Here is a 19,096-nt window from a genome sequence, read left to right as displayed (position 1 = left end):
ACCCCCGGCGACCGGGCAGTCAGGGGCATGACTTGGGCGCAGACCGTCCGTACACGCTCGCGGGCCGCATGGGAAGCGGCGGCGGCCCGCACCGCACCACCGCCGTTCACCGCCGGCCCGGACCTGGCGGAGCCGGCGCCGCCCGTCGTGGTGGTCAACCCGAAGCGCGGGGCCGAGGACGCCCTGCCCCGCGGCATCCGCACGGCCGGCGCGTGGGCCTGGCGCTTCATCCTCATCGTGGCGGCGGCGTACCTGCTCCTGCGGTTGGTGGCGCTGCTCCGCCTGGTGGTCATCCCGGTCGTGGTGGCGGTGTTGCTGGCGGCACTGTTCCAGCCGGCCTGCGCCGCGCTGATCCGGCGCGGCATGAAAGCCTCGTTGGCCGCCGGCCTGATCCTGGTCGCCGCGCTTCTGCTGGTGTTCGGCGGACTCGGGCTGATCATCAGCACCTTCATCTCCCAGATCGACAACCTGTCGACCCAGGTCAGCGACGGGATCGAGGAGATACAGCAGTGGCTGTCGGCCGGCCCGCTGCACCTCACCGACGCGCAGCTGAGCCGCTACGTCGACCAGGCTGGGCAGACGCTCACCGAGAATCAGGGTGCGCTGACCACCGGCGCGCTGAACACCGCGGTGACCGTCGGTGAGGTGGTCACCGGCTTCTTCCTGGTGTTGTTCACCCTGTTCTTCTTCCTCCGCGACGGCGGGCGGATCTGGTCGTTCCTGTGCCGGCTGCTGCCGCGCGAGGCCCGGGTGCCGACCGCGCGGGCCGGTCACTACTCGTGGCACACGCTCGTCTCGTACGTGCACGCGACCGTCCTGGTCGCGTTCGTGGATGCGGCCGGCATCGGACTCGGCCTGGCCATCCTGCGGGTGCCGATGGCGTTGCCGCTGGCCGCGCTGGTCTTCCTCGGCGCGTTCATCCCGGTGGTCGGCGCGACCATCACGGGCGCGGTCGCGGTGCTGGTGGCGCTGGTCGCGAACGGGCCGGTCACCGCGCTGATCGTGCTGGCCGTGGTGATCGCGGTGCAGCAGCTGGAGGGGCACGTGCTGCAGCCGCTCATCATGGGCCGGGCGGTGGCACTGCACCCGCTCGCGGTGATCCTGGCGATCGCGGCCGGCATCGTGGTGGCCGGGATCGTCGGCGGTCTCATCGCGGTGCCGTTGCTGGCCGTGCTGAACACCGCGATCCGGTACCTCGCGAAGCATCCGGACGGCGAACCGACGCCGGACCGGCAGCCGCCCGGCACCGAACCGGCGGACGAGGACGAGGACGACGACGAGCGGGAACCCGCGGCCACGCCGTCGGCCAGCTCCTCACTTGTTTGACCTCAGTCCGTCACGCACTGTCAAGAAGCCGGCCTCCGAGGGCCGGCTTCTTCGCGCTCGGCATGAAACGGAAATAGTTGTAGCGCCTCTTGCGCACGACGGAATCAGTGAAATGATCGGGGTTCAAAGCCTGAAGGAGTGGAGATATGCCCAGCTCGGCCGAGTTGCACCAGCGTCGCGCCGCGGCCGTCGCCCGCGGGGTCAGCAGCATGATCCCGTCCTACGTCGGCAGCGCCGGCGGCGGCACGATGACCGATGTGGACGGCCGCGAGTGGATCGACTTCGCGGCCGGCATCGCGGTGACCAATGTCGGCAACGCCGCACCCAAGGTGGTCGCGGCCGTGCAGGCCCAGGTCGAGCGCTTCACACACACCTGCTTCATGATCGCGCCGTACGAGCAGTACGTCGCCGTGTGCGAGCAACTGGCCGAGCTCACCCCGGGCAGCTTCGACAAGCGGTCCGCGCTGTTCAACTCCGGCGCCGAGGCGGTGGAGAACGCCGTGAAGATCGCCCGGCACGCCACCGGGCGCCAGGCCGTCGTGGTGTTCGACCACGCGTACCACGGCCGGACCAACCTGACGATGGCGCTCACCGCCAAGGTCATGCCGTACAAGCAGGGGTTCGGCCCGTTCGCCGGCGAGATCTACCGGGTGCCGATGTCGTACCCGTTCCGCGACGGGCGCAGCGGGGCGGACGCCGCCGCGTACGCCATCGGCCAGATCGAGAAGCACGTGGGCGCGAGCAATGTGGCCGCCGTGCTGATCGAGCCCGTTCAGGGCGAGGGTGGTTTCGTGGTGCCCGCGCCCGGCTTCCTGCCGGCGCTGGCCGAGTGGAGCCGCGCGGCCGGCGCCATGTTCGTGGCCGACGAGATCCAGACCGGCTTCTGCCGCACCGGCACGTGGTTCGCCTGCGAGGACGAGGGCGTCGAACCCGACCTGATCACCACCGCCAAGGGCATCGCCGGTGGCCTGCCGCTCGCCGCGGTCACCGGCCGCGCCGAGATCATGGACGCGGTGCACCCCGGCGGGCTCGGCGGCACCTACGGCGGCAACCCGATCGCCTGCGCCGCGGCCCTGGCCACCATCGAGACCCTGCGCGAGATCGACGGCGCGGCGGCGGCCCGGCACATCGAGGCGGTGGCCCGGCCCCGGCTCGAGGCGCTGGCCGGCAAGCACCCGGTGATCGGCGACATCCGCGGGCGCGGCGCGATGCTCGCGCTCGAGCTGGTCGAACCCGGCGGCACCACCCCCGAGCCGGCGGCGACCGCCGCGGTGGCCAAGGCCGCGCACGACCTGGGGCTGCTGCTGCTCACCTGCGGCACGTACGGCAACGTGCTGCGCCTGCTCCCGCCGCTGATCATCGCCGACGACGAGCTCGACCGCGGCCTCTCGCTGCTGGAGCAGGCGTTCGCCGCCGCTCTTTAGACCCCCTCTCACCACCCCCTCGATCCGGGAGCCCCCCTTGACCGATCTCCAGTCTCCGGACTACGCGAAACTGACCGAGGCCGCGCGTGACCACCTCTGGCCGCACTTCACCCGCCTGTCCTCGTTCCGCAAGACCGACATGCCGATGATCGTGCGGGGCGACGGCTGCTACATCTGGGACAGCGCCGGCCGGCGTTACCTGGACGGGCTGTCCGGCCTGTTCGTGGTGCAGACCGGACACGGGCGGCAGGAACTGGCCGAGGCGGCGGCCAAACAGGCCGGCGAGCTGGCGTACTTCCCGATCTGGTCGTACGCGCACCCGAAGGCGGCCGAACTGGCCGACCGGCTGGCCGACCTGACCCCCGGCGACCTCAACCGGGTGTTCTTCACGACCGGCGGCTCGGAGGCGGTCGAGTCGGCCTGGAAGCTGGCCCGCTCGTACTTCCGCAAGGTCGGCAAGCCGCTCAAGACCAAGGTGCTGTCCCGCTCGATCGCCTACCACGGCACCTCGATGGGCGCCCTGTCGATCACCGGCATCCCCGCGCTCAAGCAGGACTTCGAGCCGCTCGTGCCGTCCACGTTCCGGGTGCCGAACACCAACTACTACCGGCGTCCCGACGAGTCGATGACCCCGGAGCAGTTCGGCGTCTGGGCGGCCGACCGGATCGCCGAGGCCATCGAGTTCGAGGGACCGGACACGGTGGCGGCGGTTTTCCTCGAGCCGGTGCAGAACGCGGGCGGCTGCTTCCCGCCGCCGCCGGGCTACTTCCAGCGGGTCCGCGAGATCTGCGACCGCTACGACGTGCTGATGGTCTCCGACGACGTGATCTGCGGGTTCGGGCGCCTGGGGGAGTACTTCGGCGGCAACCGTTACGACTACACGCCCGACATCATCACCGTTGCCAAGGGCTTGACCAGCGGATATGTGCCGCTGGGCGCGATGATCGCGGCGGAGCGGCTGGCCGAGCCGTTCCTCGAGGGCACCAACTGGTTCGCCCACGGCATCACCTACGGCGGGCATCCGGTCGGCTCGGCGGTGGCGCTGGCCAACCTGGACATCATGGAAAGAGAAAACCTCAATTCCCACGTACGCGAGAACACGGCGCTCTTCCGTTCGTACCTGGAGAAGCTTTCCGACCTCCCGATCGTGGGTGACGTCCGCGGCGACGGCTACTTCTTCGGCATCGAACTGGTCAAGGACAAGGCCACCAAGCAGACGTTCAACGACGACGAGTCGGAGCGGCTGCTGCGCGGCTTCCTGTCGCACGCCCTCTTCGAGGCCGGGCTGTACTGCCGGGCCGACGACCGCGGCGACCCGGTGATCCAGCTGGCGCCGCCGCTGATCGCCGGCGAGGAGCAGTTCGCCGAGATCGAGCGGATCCTGCGCACGGTCCTCACCGAGGCGCATTCACAACTCTGAATCGAGGTACCTAGGATCGCGGTGTGACAACGGCGGTAGTGACGGAGGCGCGGGTCGTCGGAGAACCGGAGACGGCCGCGCGGCCCGTTCCCGACGTCGTGCGGCGCCGGCTGGCCACCCTGGAGAACTGGCTCGATCCGTACTCCTGGCTGGTCACCGGCCTCGTCGTGGCGATCGCGGCGATGCTGCGCTTCGCGAACCTGGGCTCGCCCAAGGGCTACGTCTTCGACGAGGTGTACTACCCGACCGACGCCTGGGACATGCTCCAGCACGGCGTCGAGTGGGACGAGAAGATCGACGGCGCCGCCTACGTGGTCCACCCGCCGCTGGGCAAGTGGATGATCGCGGCCGGCGAGGCCCTGTTCGGCAACACCGAGCTGGGCTGGCGGTTCCCGGCCGCGGTAGCCGGCACGCTGATGGTCCTCATCCTGATCCGCGTCGCCTACCGCCTGTTCCACTCGATCGTGCTGGCCGGCGCGGCCGGGTTGCTGCTGACCCTGGACGGGTTCCACCTGGTGCTGTCCCGCACCTCGCTGCTCGACATCTTCCTCGGGCTGTGGGTGCTGGCCACGTTCGCCGCCGTGGTGCTCGACCGCGACCACTACCGGCGCCGTCTGCTCCGCGCGCTGGAGGCGGGAGCCGACCGCCCGCCGCGCACGGTGCCGTGGTGGCTGCTGGCCGCCGGCGCCCTGCTGGGGCTGGCCTGCGGCGTGAAGTGGAGCGCCGCGTTCTTCCTGCCGTTCTTCGGCGCACTGGTGCTCGCCTGGCGGTGGCAGGCGCGGCGCTCGGCCGGCTTCCGTGCCGGCTGGACCGCCGGCGACCTGGGCTGGGGCCTGCTCAGCGTGGTTCTCACGGCGGTCTTCTACCTGGCCACCTGGATCGGCTGGTTCGTCACCGACACCGGCTACTTCCGCCACTACCGCGAGGCGAACGGCCTGAGCGAGCCGCCGGTGCTGGGCGCCCTGCTCAACCTGCTGCACTACCACCAGCAGGCGTACGGTTTCCACAGCGGCCTGACCGACCGGCACACCTACCAGTCCTGGCCGTGGCAGTGGTTGCTACTGGGCCGCCCGGTAAACTTCTACTCCCCGGGCGGCGCCACCGGCTGCGGCGCCGACAGCTGCTTCCGCCAGATCCTCCTGCTGGGCACGCCGATCCTGTGGTGGTCCTTCCTGCCCGCGCTGGCCGCCTTGATCTGGTTCGGCATAGCCCGCCGCGACTGGCGGGCCTGGGCGATCCTGGTCCCGGTGGCGGCCGGCCTGCTGCCGTGGTTCTACTACGCGATCAAGGACGGCCGGACGATGTACGTGTTCTACGCGCTGCCGGCCCTGCCCTTCCTGGTCCTCGCCGTCGCATATGTCCTGGGCGCCATCATGACCCCGCCCGACGGCGTGGTCACCGGCCCCGACCGGCCCGACCGCCAGGTGGTGGGCGTGGTGGCGGCAGGCGCCTACCTGACGTTGGTGGCGCTGTGCTTCGCCTACTTCTACCCGATCTTCGTGGGCCAGGTGATCCCCTACGAGAGCTGGTTCTCCCGCATGTGGCTGGGCGGCCGCTGGATCTGACCCCGCCAAGACCCACCGCCACGCTCCCGCCCCCATGCCGGCGCTTCCCACGAGGGCACCCCATGGTGGCCCGCTGCCCCGATGCCGCACGCCCGGACAGCTGGAATATCCGGATGACCCGGCTAGCCCGGCGGTGGCACCATCGAGGCATGACGTATCGCGCGGCGTTTGGCGGCTACCTCTCGGTGGCCCGCTGACCCTCGCACGGCCGCCCCCTGGGCGGCCGTTCGGCTTTCTCCGGTGGGTGGCATCCACTCACGAAACGGAGAAGACCCATGCTGACCCCCGACGCCCTGGCCGCCGCCCTGGCCATCCGTGACCTCACCGACCCCGCCCAGGGCCGCCACGCCGTCCAACTGATCGCCGACGACATCCTGGCCGCGGTGGTGCGACGCTGGCCGGAGCTGGGACCACCCACCATCCACCGTGGTGAGCGGATCGTCGACGTGGCCGACAACTACGACCGGCTCGGTTACAGCGCGGCCGCCGCGGCCCGCGACGCGCGCTACACCCGGTATGTCGACGACCGGCGGATGCTGCGGTCGCAGACGTCCGCGCTGATTCCGGGTGCGCTGCGGGGGCTGGCCCGGTCCCGGGCGATGGTGGCCTGCCCGGGCGTCGTCTATCGGCGGGACGCGATCGACCGGCTGCACACCGGCACGCCGCACCAGCTCGACCTGTGGCTCCTCGGGGCGGAGCCGGCCGCCCTGACCGGCCTGGTCGGGGTTGCGGTCGGTGCCGCGCTTCCGGGCGTGCGTTGGCGCACCCGGCCGGCGGTCCACCCCTACACGACCGGTGGCCTGGAGATCGAGGCGCTGGCCGGCGACTCCTGGGTGGAGATCGGCGAATGCGGTGTGGCGGCCGCGCACGTGGTGGGTCCGGGGCGGCGCGGGCTGGCGCTCGGGGTGGGGCTGGACCGTCTGGTCATGGTGCGTAAGGGGATCGACGACATCCGGCTGCTGCGGTCGGATGATCCCCGGGTTGCGGGGCAGATGACGGACCTGGCGGGTTACCGGCCCGTCTCGCGGCAGCCCGCGGCGTACCGTGACCTGTCTTTGATCCTGCCTTGCGGGGTGAGCGAGGAGGATCTCGGTGACCGGGTACGCGAGGTGCTGGGTGCCGACGAGCACCTGGTCGAGGCCGTGCAGATCGTGGCCGTCACCGGACCGGAGGCGTTGCCGCGGTTGCGGGACGGCGAGGTCAACGTCCTGCTCCGGATCACCCTGCGTGACCTGCGGGGGACGTTGCCGAAGCGGGCCGCCAACGAGCTGCGGGACCGGATCCACCTAGGTCTGACCGGCCGGGCGCTCCTTGCGGGGTAGGCGCGCGACCACGTCGTCGTAGGAGGCGTCGACGGCCTCGAACAGTTCGTCGCCGGGGATTTTCGCGTTCAGGGCCAGGGTGTTCCAGCCGTAGCGGCCGATGTAGGCCGAAGCCGCGGCGTCGTCCGGGTAGCGCAGCAGCCACTCGTCGGCGATCTGGCGGTCCTTGCCGCACTTGACGCCGACTCGTTCGGCGTTGCCCAGGAAGGCGAAGATCTTGCTGCCCACCTTGACCACCAGGTCGCCCTCCCACGGCTCGTCGGTCCAGGCGCCGGGCTGGCGAGGCAGTAGGCGAGGATGTCGTCCCTGGTCATGGCTTACCCTCCGGCTCGTCGGCCGCGGCCAGCAGGCGGTGGCCCAGTTCGCGCACAGCATGACGGACCTCGGGGCCGCCGACCACCCGGAACGCCGCCGGCACCGTGGCCAGCTGCTCGGCGTACCACCATGGATTGCTGGTGGTGCCGATCAGCCGGCAGCCGGCGACGGCCGGTTCCAGACGCCCGAGAGTCCGGGGTATGCAGTAGGCGATGCGGTCGGCCGGCGCGTCGATCAGCACCTCGGCGCGGTACTCCCAGCCTTCGCCGAGGTGCTCCTCGAGCACCGCCACCGGATCGAGGCCGGCGGGTGGCACGAAGTCCTCGGTGAGCGGCTCGACAGTCAAAATCCGATCGATCCGGTACGCGCGGCGCCCGCTCGCCCGGTGCGACCAGCACAGCAGGTACCACCGGCCGTGCCGGACGACGACGGCCCACGGGTCGACGTCGGTCTCCCATTCCGTGCCGGCCTCCGAACGATAGCGCAGCCGGACCCGGCGGTGCTCGGAGGCGGCCCGGACCAGGGCGGCCGTGGTGTCCGGGTCGGGCCGGGCGGCGGACCGGTCCGGTGCGGGCGCGGTGGCCTGGCGTACCGCCTCCGCCTGGTGCGCGACCGGCTCGGGCAGCGCTCGCACGATCTTGCCCAGCGCGGCACCCACCGGACTGCCGGCGTCGCCCGCGTCGTGGTGGCCGTCGAGCACCGCCATCACCAGGCCCAGCGCCTCGGTGGCGCTGAACATCAGCGGCGGCGGTCGCAGGCCGCGGCCGACCCGGTAGCCGCCGTACGGGCCGCGTACCGACTCGATCGGGATGCCGGCCTCGCGCAGGATGCCCACGTAGCGCCGGGCCGCCCGCTCGGTGACGCCCAGCTTGTCGGCCAGCCGGTCGGCGGTGATGCCGGGGCCGGACTGGATCAGTTCGAGCGTGAGCAGCGCCCGCGCGGTGGGGCTGGAGTCAGGTTTCAGGGTCGTCCCCCGGTTCCGGAAGCAAAACGTCCGGAACCGAGCCTAGCCTGATCGACATGACCGACGACACCACGATCAAAGAGCCCTCGCTGACCGCCGGCGAGGTCGAGATGCTGCTGTTCGCGCTGGACCGGTCGCGGGCCACGTTCGCCTGGAAGACCGGCGGGCTGGACGCGGACGCGCTGCACCGGGCCCACCCGCCGTCGGCCATGACGCTGGGCGGGCTGATCAAGCACCTGGCCCTGGTCGAGGAGCGCTACACGATCGACTTCACCGGCCAGCCGCCCGGCCCGCCGCTGGACGTGGCCGACCACGACGACCCCACCTGGGTGTGGCGGACCGCGGCCGGCGACTCGCCCGAGACGCTCTACACGCTGTGGCGCAACGCGGTCGAGCACTCGCGCGAGGCGATGGCCAAGGCGCTGGCCGCGGCTGACGGCCTCGACCAGCCGGCCCAGTTCACCGCCGACGACGAGGGCAACCCGCCGAACCTGCGGCGCATCGTGGTGGACCTGCACGACGAGTACGCCCGGCACGTCGGGCACGCCGACCTGCTGCGCGAGGCGATCGACGGGCTGGTCGGCCAGGACCCGCCGCAGCGCTGACCGCACCGCATCGGCCGAAAGTCGTATTCACCGCTCCGGATCTCGACTTCGGACCGATGCGCCCGTCCGGGCCGATCCGGGACGCTCATCCCCTGGACGAGACGGACGGAAGGGTCCCGATGACAATCGACGACGAGAACCGGCCGGCGCGGCAACGGGTCACGCTGACCGGCATCAGTTCCCGGGCCTGGGAACACCCGGCCGACCGGGGCGCGCTGACCGCCCTGCGCGAGCTGCGTGGCTTCGATGACGTGGTACGCGGCCTGTTCGGCATGTGGAACGAGCGGGGGTTCCGCCTGTCGTACCTGGCCGGCGCGATCCGGGTGGACCACCGCCAGTATCCGCGCGTGCACCTGCGCTTCGCCGAGGCCGCGGCCACCCTCGACGTGGCCGAACTGCCCGAGCTCTACGTCAGCCAGAACCCGGTGATCCACGGCCGCGCGATCGGCATGGACCGCCCGTTCATCGTGATCAGCACGGCCGCGGTCGAAAAGCTGGACGACGACGAACTGCGCACCCTGCTGGGCCGCGAGATAGGCCACGTACGCAGCGGCCACGCGGTCTACCAGACGATCATGACGATCCTGACCCGCTGGGTGACCAACGTCAGCTGGATGCCGATCGGCACGATAGCGCTGCGGGCGATCATCGCGGCCATGTACGAGTGGTGGCGCAAGGCCGAGCTGTCCGCCGACCGTGCCGGCCTGCTCGCCTGCCAGGACCCGGCCGCGTCGGTCCGCCTGTTCATGAAACTGGCCGGCGGCGGCGACCTGTCCCAGATCGACACGACCGCCTTCCTCGAACAGGCCGCCGAGTACGAGGGCGGCGGCGACCTCCGCGACAGCCTCCACAAAATCGGCATGACGGCCTTCAACGGCGAGCCGTTCCCGGTGGCCCGAGCCGCCGAACTGCGCCGCTGGATCGACGCGGGCGGCTACGAACGCGTCCTGAGCGGCGACTACCCCCGCCGCGACGACGACCGCGACGCCTCGGTGACCGCCGACGTGAAGGCGGCGGCGGCCAGCTACCGCGACACGTTCCGCGACTCACCGGACCCGCTGGTGTCCCTGGCCCGCCGAGCCGCGGGCGGCGCCGCCGATCTGGTCGGCTCGGCCGCCCGAGGCGCCCGGAACTGGGCGGGTGGTAGGTCGTCGGGTGGCTCCGACAGCGACGGCTCCGGCGGTGGCACGAACGGTGGCCCCGGCGGTGGCACTAACGGTGGCCCCGCGGGCGGCGCCGGCAGCTGAGCCGGCCCGAGCGCGGCCGCACGGTGCGTGCGGCCGCGCTCCCTCCGGCTACCGCGTGGCGGTGGCGGCCAGCCCGAGCGATGCGCTCACGGCGGGCTTCCGGCGCGGCGGGTCGAGCGGCGGGGCGGCGCGGCGTGGGCGCGTGACCAGGGTCGGCTCCTCGGAGCCCGCCCGCTCGGCCGGCAGGGTGAACCAGAAGCGGCTGCCGCCGCCCGGGTTCTCGTCGACGCCGATGCGGCCGCCGTGGCGTTCCACGATGCGGCGGCAGATGGCCAGGCCCAGGCCGGTGCCCGGGTAGCCGTCGCTGTTGGCGCACCGGTGGAAGGCGTCGAACGCCCGGTCGCGGTCCGCGGCGGGGAGGCCGATGCCGCGGTCGGCGACCTCCACGCGTACGGTGCCGCCGGGAAGCTGGTGGGCCGCGACCGTGACCCGCGCCGCCGAGCCGGACGGGGTGTATTTGATCGCGTTGCCGATCAGGTTGTCGAGCACGTGCCGCAGCAGCCGAGCGTCCGCGCGCACCGCCGGCAGCACGCCGGCCACCGTGACCGGGCCGGTCGCCGCGCCCGGGCCGTGGTCGAGGATCACGTCCGCGACCAGGTCGCCCAGCTCCGCCGGAGCCGCCGCCAGGTCGGTCTGCTCCGCCGTGGCGTAGCTGAGCATATCCTCCGCCAGCCGGGTGACCCGGCGCAGCGCGCGCTCCATGCCGCTGAGGTCGAGCTTGTCGCCGTGGTCCTCGCGCAGGATCTCCAGGTGGACCGAGAGGGCGGCGAGCGGCGACTTGAGGTCGTGGCTGGCCATGATCAGCAGGGCTCGGAGCTCGTCCTCGCGGGTGGTCGGCATGGCGTTCTCCTTGTGGGATCAGGGTGGGCAAACCTTGCGGAATACCCACATCCTGCGCGGCCGTCGAGGTAGTCGTCGTCCGCCTGCGGCGGCGTCCGGCGGAGGTCGGTGTACCGCTGGGGTCGTACATCGCCGGTTCCGGGAAACCGTCTCCACGCTGCGCTTTCACGGCAGACCCTGGGTGGGTGACCAGCTTCCCGGCCGTGCTGATTGCCCTGACGCAGATCGTGTACTGGCCGGGCGCCGCGTTGCTGGAGGGCGCACGACGTGACCGCCCACCAGCTCACCTCGATCGTGATCACCGTATCGGCGGCGGAGGCGGCGGGCCGGCGCGACGAGGCCCTGGAGTTCGCGACCCGGACCGGCCGGGAGACATTGACCGCGCTGTACGAGCTCTTCTCGGCCATGCCGCCCGACACGCTGCCGGCGCCCGGATCGTCGGGCCTGGTCGGGCTGGTGGACGGCTTCCAGCATCTCGGGCAGTCGGTCATCGCCGAGGTGCCGGTCGAGGAGCCGCCGCCCGCGGTCACCGAGGCGGTGTTCAGCATCGCCCGGGAGGCGCTCACCAACACTCTGCGCTATGCGCCGGGCGGAACGGTCCGGCTGGCGGGTCGCGCCGCGGGGTGGTCGTGGCTGCTGGCGTGGGGTGTGCAGCATGCCTTCTTCAGTCCGGGGGTGCCGGAGCCGGTGCGCGAGAGCATGGCCGCGGTGGCGATACGTCTCGGCCAGGCCGTCCAGGCGGTGTCGTCGGAGGCGCTGAACGAGGGCGTCTGGATCGCGGTGCCGCTGATGCTGGCCTGGTTGGCCGGCAACTTGGCGCGGCACCGCCGGCAAGGCCGGCAGGTCCGTGAGCGAGTCGGCGTCGAGGCCGCCCTGGCGGGGGCGGCGGCGCAGGCCCAGGAGGAGCGGACACGACTCTCCGCCGGCCTGCGCGACGAGGTCCTCCGGCACACCAACGAGGTGCTGGCGGCGGCGGAGCGCGAGGATCTCGGTGCGGTGGTCGGTTCGGCGCGGCGGGCCCTGACCGCCGTGCGCGCCCTGCTGGACGGCCTCCGCCCACGCCCCGGCAGCGGGCCCGAAGCCGTTCCCGTGCTTCCGGCGGCCGCAACGCGCGAGTGACGGGCCATATCTTCACAAATGCGCACGGCAAAAATCCGCGCCGTTTTGTGACAATTTCCCGCACGGTTACCACGGCGGCCGTCCGATCGCGATGGTTGTCGCGACCAGCGGCCCCAATAGTCTGACCTTCCGCGCTCCGCCGCGCGTTCCGGACGGGCGCCAGTTGACGCTAATCGACTCGCGGTAAGACAATCGACGCCAGTCAATGCCTTAGTGAAGGAGTGATATTGAATGGCTCTCTCCGGTAAGAGGTGGATACGGCGCGGTTCGGCGGTGGCGATAGCCGCCGCGATGCTGGCCGTCTTCACGGGTGTCGGCACCGCCTCGGCGGACACCCTCACCGCCGACAACTTCGACGACGGTGACGCTGCCGGCTGGACCACCACCGGCGGCACCTGGATCGTCAACATCGACGGCAGCGACAAGGTCCTGCGTCAGTCCAGTCTGGCCGCCAACTCCCTGGCCCGCGTGGGTCCGCTGTCCTGGCGGAACTACACGGTCACCGCGGCAGTCCGGCCCGAGTCCTACAACGGCATGCCCGGTTTCGCGGGCGTCGTGGCACGGGCGTCGTCCACCAGCAACTACTACGCCCTGGTGCTCCGGCCCAACGACACCGCCGTGCTCACCCGCACGGTCAACGGTACGGCCCAGATCCTCGCGACCCTCCGGGTTTCGGTCGCCGAGGACTCCTGGTACAAGCTGTCACTGTCCGTCGAAGGTCAGCGACTGGTCGGCACGGTGAACGGTGCGTCGTTCTCCGCCACCGACGGTTTCCTGGGTTCCGGCCCCGCCGGCCTGGTGACCACCTGGACCACCGCCTCGTTCGACGATGTGGTGGTCGCCGACTGACCTCGGCGGACCTGGCCTGTCGGCGGCTCCGGTGCCGTCGGCAGGCTGCGCTGTGGGGGATTTCAGGTCATAGATTAGAGTCAATCTAGAATACAAATTCAAAACCGTCGGTTGTACGCCTCCGTGCGCGCGCCGGTAAACAGGCGTACCGGGTCCGTGGGGTCGAAAAAAATCCACGGCCGGGCGCTCACCCGGTCACCGATCAGGTCGAACACACGCGCCGCCGCATGATGCTCGCCGGCCAGGTGAAATGCCGCCGCGAACACGTTGGCCCGCCGCGTCCAGCCGATCGCCGGCGCGAAGTCCGGGTGGAACAGCGAGTGGCCCGCCGCGGTGAGCAGGTCCGCGCGTACGGTCGCCTCGTGCAGGTAGTCCCGCGCGGCGCCGGCGGTCATCGTGGCCGCCTGCTCCAGGTGGGCGAGCGGCAGCAGGCCCGGTAACAGGCTGCCCGGCTTGGCCTTCAGCATGGCCTCCCGGGCGAACGCGAACATCTGCCGCCCGGTGCCGCACGCCCGCAGGCTCAGGTAGCGCATCCGCTGCTCGTACCCGATCAGATGTCCCGGCCAGCGGCGGACCACCTGGTCGAACCGGTCCCGCGCCTCGTCCGCGCCGATGCCGAGGCGGCGCCCCGAGATCAGCAGCCAGGTCCGCGCGGTCACCTCGTCCGGGTCGCGCCGCACCACGTCGCCGAGGATGCGCTCGGCCGCCGCGGGGTCGTCGCGCGTGGCGTGGCAGCCGCGCACCAGGCCGGGCAGCGTGGAATCCGGTTCGGCCCGCGCCCACCCGCCGATCCAGTCCCCGGCGCCGCCGGCCTCGACCGCCGACTCCAGGAGGCAGGCCCGGGTGTCCGGCTCGGTGGCCTCGGCCAGGATGTCCCGCACGCCGCGCCAGTCACCGGCCCGCATGAAGCCGGCCAGGGCGCGCGCGGTCGGATCGCCGTCCGCCGGATCGATCCGCCCGGCGTCCGGGTCGCGGTTGCGCTGGAACGGCCACATGCCAGACGTCCCCCGTCGGGCTCGCACGGTCCCTGCCATCGTGCCAAGGCGGCGCCAGCCGCGGGACGGCTTCGGCCGCCTTGGTCGTCCGCAACCGCGTGGATCTTGTGGGGCGAGGTGCTCTCCGCGGGAATTCCGGTGCGGAATGCGGGTCAGTAATGGGCGTTGGGGATTGGGTCGCCGCGGAGAATCCGGCGTTCCAGGGAACGTAGTTCGGGGCCCGGTTCGATGCCCAGCTGGTCAATTATCTGGGAGCGGCCTTCGCGATAGGCGGCCAAGGCCTCGGCGGGGCGGCCGGCTCGGTAAAGGGCGATCATGAAACCGTGGCGCAGGCCCTCGTGCAGGGGATAGGTGGCTACTATCGGGCGCAGTGAGTTGACCGCCTCGGCGTATTGGCCCAGGGCCAGTTTGACGCCCAGGTGTTGTTCGAAAGCGGCTATTCGGCGTTCCTCCAGGTGGGCCGCGTGGCGGGCGAAGAAATCGCCGCGTACGCCGCCCAGCGCGCGGCCGCGCCAACATGCCATGGCGGTGTGCAACTCCCGGTCGGCGGCCGGCCAGTTGCCGGAGCGGGCCAGGGTGGTGCCGCGCCGCACGGCGTTGTCGAACACCGCGAGATCGACCCGGTCGGCGGGGACTTCCAGCAGGTAACCGTCCGGTTCCGTGTGGATCGCCCAGGTGGCGACCGGGGTCAGCACGCGCCGCAGGCGGGACACGTACACCTGGATCTGATTGCGGACCCGGGCCGGCGGCAGGCCGTCCCAGAGTGCCTCGACTATTTCGGTGATCGAGACGAAAGCCGCCCGGTGCAGGGCGAACAGGGCCAGCAAGCTCTGCTGTTTCGGTTCGCCGAGTTGCACCCTTGTGCCGTTTATGCGTAGCTCGAACAGGCCCAGTAATTGTAGTATTGGCTCCGATTCGGACTTCACCCGCCACAGCCCCCCGTAGGCCGACAAAGCATTCTTGATCTTTACCTGGCCGGGCGCGACCGACCGGCCTGGATGGTAATTCTGCCTGATTCGGCGCGGTCCCATGGTCCCGGCCGATGGGTGCGCTTCGATGGAAATCCGACAATCTCCCTGGGTAACCCGGTGGCATTCAGTGCGTCTTCAGCGGCCATTCAGTACCCGCTTGAACGATGTCCCGGAAAGCGATGCAAGCTCGATCACAGGGGGAGTTATGCGAGCACGCACCGGAGCCGCACTCGCGGCGATCACACTGGCCACGGGTGGCCTGGTGGCGACAACGGCGTCGCCGGCCGCGGCCAGCTGCAGCCATGCCCATTCGTTCCTGGACGGATACATCGGTTTCATCTCCGGAACCGACGCCGCCCTCCGCGTCGGGCCGCACCACACCGGCACCGCCTGCCGGATCGTCGACCGGGCCTACTACGGCGACGCGGCCCAGTACCACTGCTACACGTCCGGCAGCACCTACAACGGCTGGAGCACCTGGACCTGGGTGTACGTTCCGTCGCTCAACAAGTCCGGCTGGGTCAACGACGCGCTGCTCTACGGCCGGGGCGCCGTCGAGGAGTGCTGATCGTCGCCAGGTGACCGACGAGCGGCCCGCCATCACGGCGGGCCGCTCGCTCTGTCACGGCGCCGCCAACGCCTCGGTCGGGGCGAGCCGGGCCGCCCGCATCGCCGGATAGAGCCCGGCCAGCGTTCCGATCACCACGGTGGCCCCGATGCCGCCGGCCGTCGACCAGGCCGGCACCACGGTGGGCCAGTGCTTGTACGCCGCGAACGCCGCCGTGGCCGCGATGCCCAGCGCGGTGCCGGCCACCCCGCCCAGCAGGGACAGCAGCAGCGACTCGACCAGGAACTGCACCCGGATCTGGCCGCGGGTGGCACCGAGCGCGCGGCGCAGCCCCACCTCGGAGCGGCGTTCCAACACCGAGATCACCATGGTGTTGGCCACCCCGATGCCGCCGACCAGCAGGGCGACCGCCGCCAGGCCGATCAACTGGGCGCCCAGGGTGTATCCGGTGGCGCGCTGGGCCGCCAGCGCGTCGGACGGCCGGGACACCCGTACATCCTGCGGGTCTGCGGGGTTTGCGGTCCGGGCCAGGACGGCGCGCACCGCCTCCACCTGGCTCTCCACCGAGCGCGTGTAGATCATCGTGGGGTGGCCGTCGAACGCCAGGTAGTGCTCGGCCGCCGCCCAGCCGACCAGCGCGGCGGTGTCGAGTTCCGGCGCGAGCGGCACCCGGTCCAGGATGCCGGCCACGCCGAACCAGGTGCCGCGCAGCCACACCCGCGGCCCGGCGTGCCGGATGCCGAGCCGGTCGGCCGCGATCGCGCCGAGCACCACGGTCGGCAGGTCACCGGCCGTCCACCGGCCCGCCGACAGCCGGCCGCCGACCGCACCCAGCAGGTCGGGCTGGGCGGCCAGCACCGCGATGCTGCCGGTCTCGCCGGTCGGGATGAACTCGTTGCGGTACACGGCAGCGCGGACCGTGCCGGTGGCCGACGCCGCGGTCACCGGCGAGACCCGCCGCACCATCGCCACCGCGTCGGCCGGCAGCGGTGCCGGTTCGCCGGTCAGCGTCTTGCCGGGCGTCACGGTGAGCAGGTTGGTGCCGAGGCGCTGGAGGGCGGCGTCCAGTTCGGCGCGGCTGGACGACGCGATGCCGACCACCGAGAGCATCGCCGCGATGCCCACCGCGATGCCGAAGGTGGACAGGAACACCCGCAGCGGATGGGCGCGCAACCCGGCCCCGCCGACCCGCACCACGTCGGCCGGCCGCAGCCGCGCCGGCCGCACCCGGCCCGGCCGCAACCAGGCCGGCCGAAACCAGCCGGGACCCGAGCGGCTCACGACGCCACCACCCGGCCGTCGCGCATCCGCACCCGGCGCGGCATCGACTCGGCGATCTGCTGGTCGTGGGTGATCACCACGACCGTGGTGCCGGCCGCGTGCAACTCGGCCAGGATCGCCATCACCGCGGCGCCGGACGCCGAGTCGAGGTTGCCGGTGGGCTCGTCGGCGAGCAGCAGCGCCGGGTCGCCGACCACCGCGCGGGCGATCGCCACCCGCTGCCGCTCGCCACCGGACAGCTGGTGCGGCCGGTGCTCCGCCCGGGCCGCCAGCCCCACCCGGTCGAGGGCGGCCGCGGCGCGCCGGAGCCGTTCGCGCCGCGGCACCCCGGCGTAGAGCAGGCCGTCCGCCACGTTGTCCACCGCGGACACCCCGGCCGCCAGGTGGAACTGCTGGAACACGAACCCGATCCGGCTCGCCCGCAGCGCCGACAACTGCCGGTCGGTGAGCCGGTCGACATCGTGGCCGTCGATCCGCACCGTGCCGGCGGTCGACCGGTCGAGCGTGCCGATCAGGTGCAGCATGGTCGACTTGCCCGAGCCGGACGGCCCGACGATGCCGATCATTTCGCCGTACGCGATCCGCAGCGAGACCCCCGCGACCGCGTCCACCCCGCCCGGGTAGGTCTTGGCCACCTGGTCCAGTTCGACGACGCTCATTGCGGCACCACCACCGGCATCTCCTCGGCCAGGCCCGGCCCGCGGACCTCGGCCCGGCCGTCCGCGATCATGCCGACCTGCACGGCCGTGATCCGGGTGCCCCCGCCCTCCCGGATCTCCAGGCCGTAACCGCCCTCGGCCAGCGCGAGCAACGCCGCCACCGGCACGGTCAGCACGTTCCTACGTTGCTCGACGACGTGGCTGACCTGCACCGGCGCCCGGTCGAACGCGCGCAGCGCGGCCTGGTCGGACACCACGACGGTGACCGCGGCGGTCGGTGTCGCGGCACCCTCGGCGCTCTCGGACTCGCTCACCTCGGCGCCGACCGCCGACACCTTGCCGCCGGCCTTGCGGCCGTCCGGCAGCAGCACGGTGACCGGTGCGCCGGGTTTGGCCCAGGACTGCTCGGTGAGCTGCACCTGCGCCGTGACGGTGCGGTCGGTGCCGGTGTAGGTGAGCACGTCACCGGCGGCCGGCGCGCCGAGCCGGGCGAGCGGCTTGGCCACGCGCACCGGACCCGGGGTGTAGAGAACCGCACCCACGTCCACCTTGCCGGACTCGGGCCGGCCGAGGTCTTTCTGCCAGCGTTTCACCGCCGCCTCGGTGTGCACGGAGTATTCGTCGTCGACGGTGAAACCCAGGTAGCCCAGCGCCCGCAGGTTGCGCTCGAACTGGCGTACATCCGCGCCCTTGAGGTCTTTGGACAACTGCCGGTACATCGGAAGCGGACCGTGCAGGAGCACCACCGGGAGGTCGTCGGCGCGCAGCACCGCCTCGCCCCGGGTCACCGTGCTGCCGGCCGGCGGGAGCCAGGTCAGCGTGCCCGGCGTGGTGGCCGCCAGGGTCAGCGGCGCGCCGTAGTCCAGGGTGGCCTCGACGGTGACCGACCGGGCCAGCGTGGTGCGGGTGATCGGGCTGGTCACCGGCGGCGCCGTGGTGGACGCGCCGGCCGACGGCTGACCGCGGCCGTCGAACCCGATCGCGGCCAGCGCGGCGGCACCGGCGGTCCCGGCCAGGACGACGCCGATGCCCACGGCTCGCAGGAATCTCATCCGCTGACGGGCCCGTCCGGGTCGGCGCCCAGGATCGGCAGGCACGTCTGCTGGGCACGCTTGGCGGCGGCCGCGTCCTTGGGCGGCACGTCGAATCCGTTGGGTCCCGGGTCGGCGAAGTCCGGTACGCCGTTGTCCCGCATGCACTGCGCGAACCGGCGCAGCGTGGCGGCCTGCTCCTCGGTGAGGCCGGCCGAACCGTCCGGGCGTACGTCCGGGCGCAGCGCCTTGCACTTCTGCATGGCGTCCGGGAAGTCCGGGTCGGTCTTGTCGCCCGGCTGCATCGCCCAGTTGCCCTGCGGGTCCGGGTCGGCCACCTGCACGCCCTCCGCACGCATGCATTTGACGAAGTCCAGGGCCCGGTCCTTGTCGCCGGCGGCGGCCGGCGCGGACGGCGCCGGGGCGGTCGCGGTCACCGCCGTGGCGACCTGGGGTTCTGCCTTGGCCGGGCCGCAGGCCGCGAGGGCCAGCAGCGCGGCGGTACCGATCGTGATGCGTCGAAGCATCTCTCCACCTCCTGCACCGACATTGCGCGAGGCCGGCGGGGCGTCACATGTGACGCCCCGCGGGTGGT

19 protein-coding genes are annotated in these 19,096 nt (G+C 71.9%); 10 read left to right on the top strand and 9 right to left on the bottom strand.

Annotated features, from left to right (window positions below; all coding sequences use genetic code 11):
• Positions 1-27 precede the first annotated feature (27 nt).
• The 5 genes from Ari01nite_RS23400 (at position 28) to srmL (ending at position 7,057) form a co-directional block, all read left to right on the top strand.
• Positions 28-1,326 carry an AI-2E family transporter gene (locus Ari01nite_RS23400; protein WP_203783962.1) on the top strand — a complete coding sequence of 433 codons (1,299 nt, stop codon included), beginning with the start codon at positions 28-30 and terminating at the stop codon, positions 1,324-1,326.
• 146 nt (positions 1,327-1,472) lie between these two features.
• Positions 1,473-2,750: a 4-aminobutyrate--2-oxoglutarate transaminase gene (gene gabT / locus Ari01nite_RS23395; RefSeq protein WP_203783960.1), complete on the top strand. Its 1,278-nt coding sequence runs from the start codon at positions 1,473-1,475 to the stop codon at positions 2,748-2,750.
• A gap of 37 nt (positions 2,751-2,787) precedes the next feature.
• Positions 2,788-4,170: an aspartate aminotransferase family protein gene (locus tag Ari01nite_RS23390; RefSeq protein WP_239162946.1), complete on the top strand. Its 1,383-nt coding sequence runs from the start codon at positions 2,788-2,790 to the stop codon at positions 4,168-4,170.
• A 23-nt stretch (positions 4,171-4,193) separates the two neighbouring features.
• Complete coding sequence (locus Ari01nite_RS23385) at positions 4,194-5,735, top strand: dolichyl-phosphate-mannose--protein mannosyltransferase (protein ID WP_203783958.1); 1,542 nt, start codon at positions 4,194-4,196, stop codon at positions 5,733-5,735.
• A gap of 275 nt (positions 5,736-6,010) precedes the next feature.
• Complete coding sequence (gene srmL / locus Ari01nite_RS23380; protein WP_203783950.1) at positions 6,011-7,057, top strand: PheS-related mystery ligase SrmL; 1,047 nt, start codon at positions 6,011-6,013, stop codon at positions 7,055-7,057.
• On the opposite strand, the gene Ari01nite_RS23375 is transcribed toward srmL, so the two are convergent.
• Together Ari01nite_RS23375 and Ari01nite_RS23370 are read right to left on the bottom strand one after the other, a co-directional pair.
• Entirely contained in the window at positions 7,022-7,294 is a 273-nt protein-coding gene (locus Ari01nite_RS23375) for an MmcQ/YjbR family DNA-binding protein (RefSeq protein WP_239162945.1), read from the bottom strand. The genes srmL and Ari01nite_RS23375 overlap by 36 nt on opposite strands.
• 73 nt (positions 7,295-7,367) lie before the next feature.
• The gene (locus tag Ari01nite_RS23370; protein ID WP_369076774.1) at positions 7,368-8,285 is read right to left on the bottom strand and encodes a helix-turn-helix transcriptional regulator; all 918 of its coding nucleotides are present in this window, start codon (positions 8,283-8,285) and stop codon (positions 7,368-7,370) included.
• A gap of 107 nt (positions 8,286-8,392) precedes the next feature.
• Here Ari01nite_RS23370 and Ari01nite_RS23365 point away from each other — a divergent pair, with 107 nt between their 5' ends.
• Together Ari01nite_RS23365 and Ari01nite_RS23360 are read left to right on the top strand one after the other, a co-directional pair.
• A complete protein-coding gene (locus tag Ari01nite_RS23365; protein WP_203783948.1) occupies positions 8,393-8,941 on the top strand; it encodes a mycothiol transferase in 549 nt (182 codons plus the stop codon).
• Between the two features lie 119 nt (positions 8,942-9,060).
• Positions 9,061-10,188, top strand: a complete 1,128-nt coding sequence (locus Ari01nite_RS23360) for a M48 family metallopeptidase (RefSeq protein WP_203783944.1) — start codon at positions 9,061-9,063, stop codon at positions 10,186-10,188.
• Between the two features lie 48 nt (positions 10,189-10,236).
• Here Ari01nite_RS23360 and Ari01nite_RS23355 read toward each other — a convergent pair whose 3' ends face one another.
• Positions 10,237-11,028, bottom strand: coding sequence for a sensor histidine kinase (locus Ari01nite_RS23355; RefSeq protein WP_203783943.1), 792 nt, complete (start codon positions 11,026-11,028; stop codon positions 10,237-10,239).
• A 267-nt stretch (positions 11,029-11,295) separates the two neighbouring features.
• Here Ari01nite_RS23355 and Ari01nite_RS23350 point away from each other — a divergent pair, with 267 nt between their 5' ends.
• On the top strand, positions 11,296-12,147 hold the full coding sequence (locus tag Ari01nite_RS23350) for a sensor histidine kinase (RefSeq protein ID WP_203783941.1): 852 nt from the start codon (positions 11,296-11,298) through the stop codon (positions 12,145-12,147).
• A gap of 231 nt (positions 12,148-12,378) precedes the next feature.
• Positions 12,379-12,996, top strand: a complete 618-nt coding sequence (locus tag Ari01nite_RS23345; protein ID WP_203783939.1) for a hypothetical protein — start codon at positions 12,379-12,381, stop codon at positions 12,994-12,996.
• A gap of 98 nt (positions 12,997-13,094) precedes the next feature.
• Here the strand turns inward: Ari01nite_RS23345 and Ari01nite_RS23340 are convergent, their stop codons facing one another.
• Positions 13,095-13,991 (bottom strand): hypothetical protein, encoded by an 897-nt coding sequence (locus Ari01nite_RS23340; RefSeq protein ID WP_203783938.1) that lies wholly within the window; start codon positions 13,989-13,991, stop codon positions 13,095-13,097.
• A gap of 152 nt (positions 13,992-14,143) precedes the next feature.
• On the bottom strand, positions 14,144-14,848 hold the full coding sequence (locus tag Ari01nite_RS23335) for an AfsR/SARP family transcriptional regulator (RefSeq protein ID WP_203783936.1): 705 nt from the start codon (positions 14,846-14,848) through the stop codon (positions 14,144-14,146).
• Between the two features lie 319 nt (positions 14,849-15,167).
• Between Ari01nite_RS23335 and Ari01nite_RS23330 the strand changes: the two genes are divergently transcribed.
• On the top strand, positions 15,168-15,530 hold the full coding sequence (locus Ari01nite_RS23330; RefSeq protein ID WP_203783935.1) for a hypothetical protein: 363 nt from the start codon (positions 15,168-15,170) through the stop codon (positions 15,528-15,530).
• A 54-nt stretch (positions 15,531-15,584) separates the two neighbouring features.
• Here Ari01nite_RS23330 and Ari01nite_RS23325 read toward each other — a convergent pair whose 3' ends face one another.
• The 4 genes from Ari01nite_RS23325 to Ari01nite_RS23310 are packed head-to-tail and all read right to left on the bottom strand — an operon-like array spanning position 15,585 to position 19,028.
• Positions 15,585-16,811 carry an ABC transporter permease gene (locus Ari01nite_RS23325; RefSeq protein ID WP_239162944.1) on the bottom strand — a complete coding sequence of 409 codons (1,227 nt, stop codon included), beginning with the start codon at positions 16,809-16,811 and terminating at the stop codon, positions 15,585-15,587.
• Complete coding sequence (locus Ari01nite_RS23320; RefSeq protein WP_203783933.1) at positions 16,808-17,470, bottom strand: ABC transporter ATP-binding protein; 663 nt, start codon at positions 17,468-17,470, stop codon at positions 16,808-16,810. Before Ari01nite_RS23320 ends, Ari01nite_RS23325 begins: the two co-directional genes overlap by 4 nt.
• Positions 17,467-18,522: a peptidoglycan-binding protein gene (locus tag Ari01nite_RS23315; RefSeq protein ID WP_203783931.1), complete on the bottom strand. Its 1,056-nt coding sequence runs from the start codon at positions 18,520-18,522 to the stop codon at positions 17,467-17,469. The genes Ari01nite_RS23320 and Ari01nite_RS23315 overlap by 4 nt, the downstream gene beginning before the upstream one ends.
• Positions 18,519-19,028, bottom strand: coding sequence for a hypothetical protein (locus Ari01nite_RS23310; protein ID WP_203783927.1), 510 nt, complete (start codon positions 19,026-19,028; stop codon positions 18,519-18,521). The genes Ari01nite_RS23315 and Ari01nite_RS23310 overlap by 4 nt, the downstream gene beginning before the upstream one ends.
• Positions 19,029-19,096: the final 68 nt, after the last annotated feature.

This window comes from Paractinoplanes rishiriensis, from assembly GCF_016862375.1.
GTDB lineage: Bacteria > Actinomycetota > Actinomycetes > Mycobacteriales > Micromonosporaceae > Actinoplanes > Actinoplanes rishiriensis.
This window is presented reverse-complemented; position numbering and strand designations above follow the sequence as displayed.

Bases quoted from the DNA above. Each gene is read 5' to 3' on its own strand.
- Ari01nite_RS23400 (WP_203783962.1), top strand. From the start codon at position 28: ATGACTTGGGCGCAGACCGTCCGTACACGCTCGCGGGCCGCATGGGAA.
- gabT (WP_203783960.1), top strand. From the start codon at position 1,473: ATGCCCAGCTCGGCCGAGTTGCACCAGCGTCGCGCCGCGGCCGTCGCC.
- srmL (WP_203783950.1), top strand. From the start codon at position 6,011: ATGCTGACCCCCGACGCCCTGGCCGCCGCCCTGGCCATCCGTGACCTC.
- Ari01nite_RS23365 (WP_203783948.1), top strand. From the start codon at position 8,393: ATGACCGACGACACCACGATCAAAGAGCCCTCGCTGACCGCCGGCGAG.
- Ari01nite_RS23360 (WP_203783944.1), top strand. From the start codon at position 9,061: ATGACAATCGACGACGAGAACCGGCCGGCGCGGCAACGGGTCACGCTG.
- Ari01nite_RS23355 (WP_203783943.1), bottom strand. From the start codon at position 11,028: ATGCCGACCACCCGCGAGGACGAGCTCCGAGCCCTGCTGATCATGGCC.
- Ari01nite_RS23345 (WP_203783939.1), top strand. From the start codon at position 12,379: ATGGCTCTCTCCGGTAAGAGGTGGATACGGCGCGGTTCGGCGGTGGCG.
- Ari01nite_RS23340 (WP_203783938.1), bottom strand. From the start codon at position 13,991: ATGTGGCCGTTCCAGCGCAACCGCGACCCGGACGCCGGGCGGATCGAT.
- Ari01nite_RS23330 (WP_203783935.1), top strand. From the start codon at position 15,168: ATGCGAGCACGCACCGGAGCCGCACTCGCGGCGATCACACTGGCCACG.
- Ari01nite_RS23320 (WP_203783933.1), bottom strand. From the start codon at position 17,470: ATGAGCGTCGTCGAACTGGACCAGGTGGCCAAGACCTACCCGGGCGGG.
- Ari01nite_RS23315 (WP_203783931.1), bottom strand. From the start codon at position 18,522: ATGAGATTCCTGCGAGCCGTGGGCATCGGCGTCGTCCTGGCCGGGACC.
- Ari01nite_RS23310 (WP_203783927.1), bottom strand. From the start codon at position 19,028: ATGCTTCGACGCATCACGATCGGTACCGCCGCGCTGCTGGCCCTCGCG.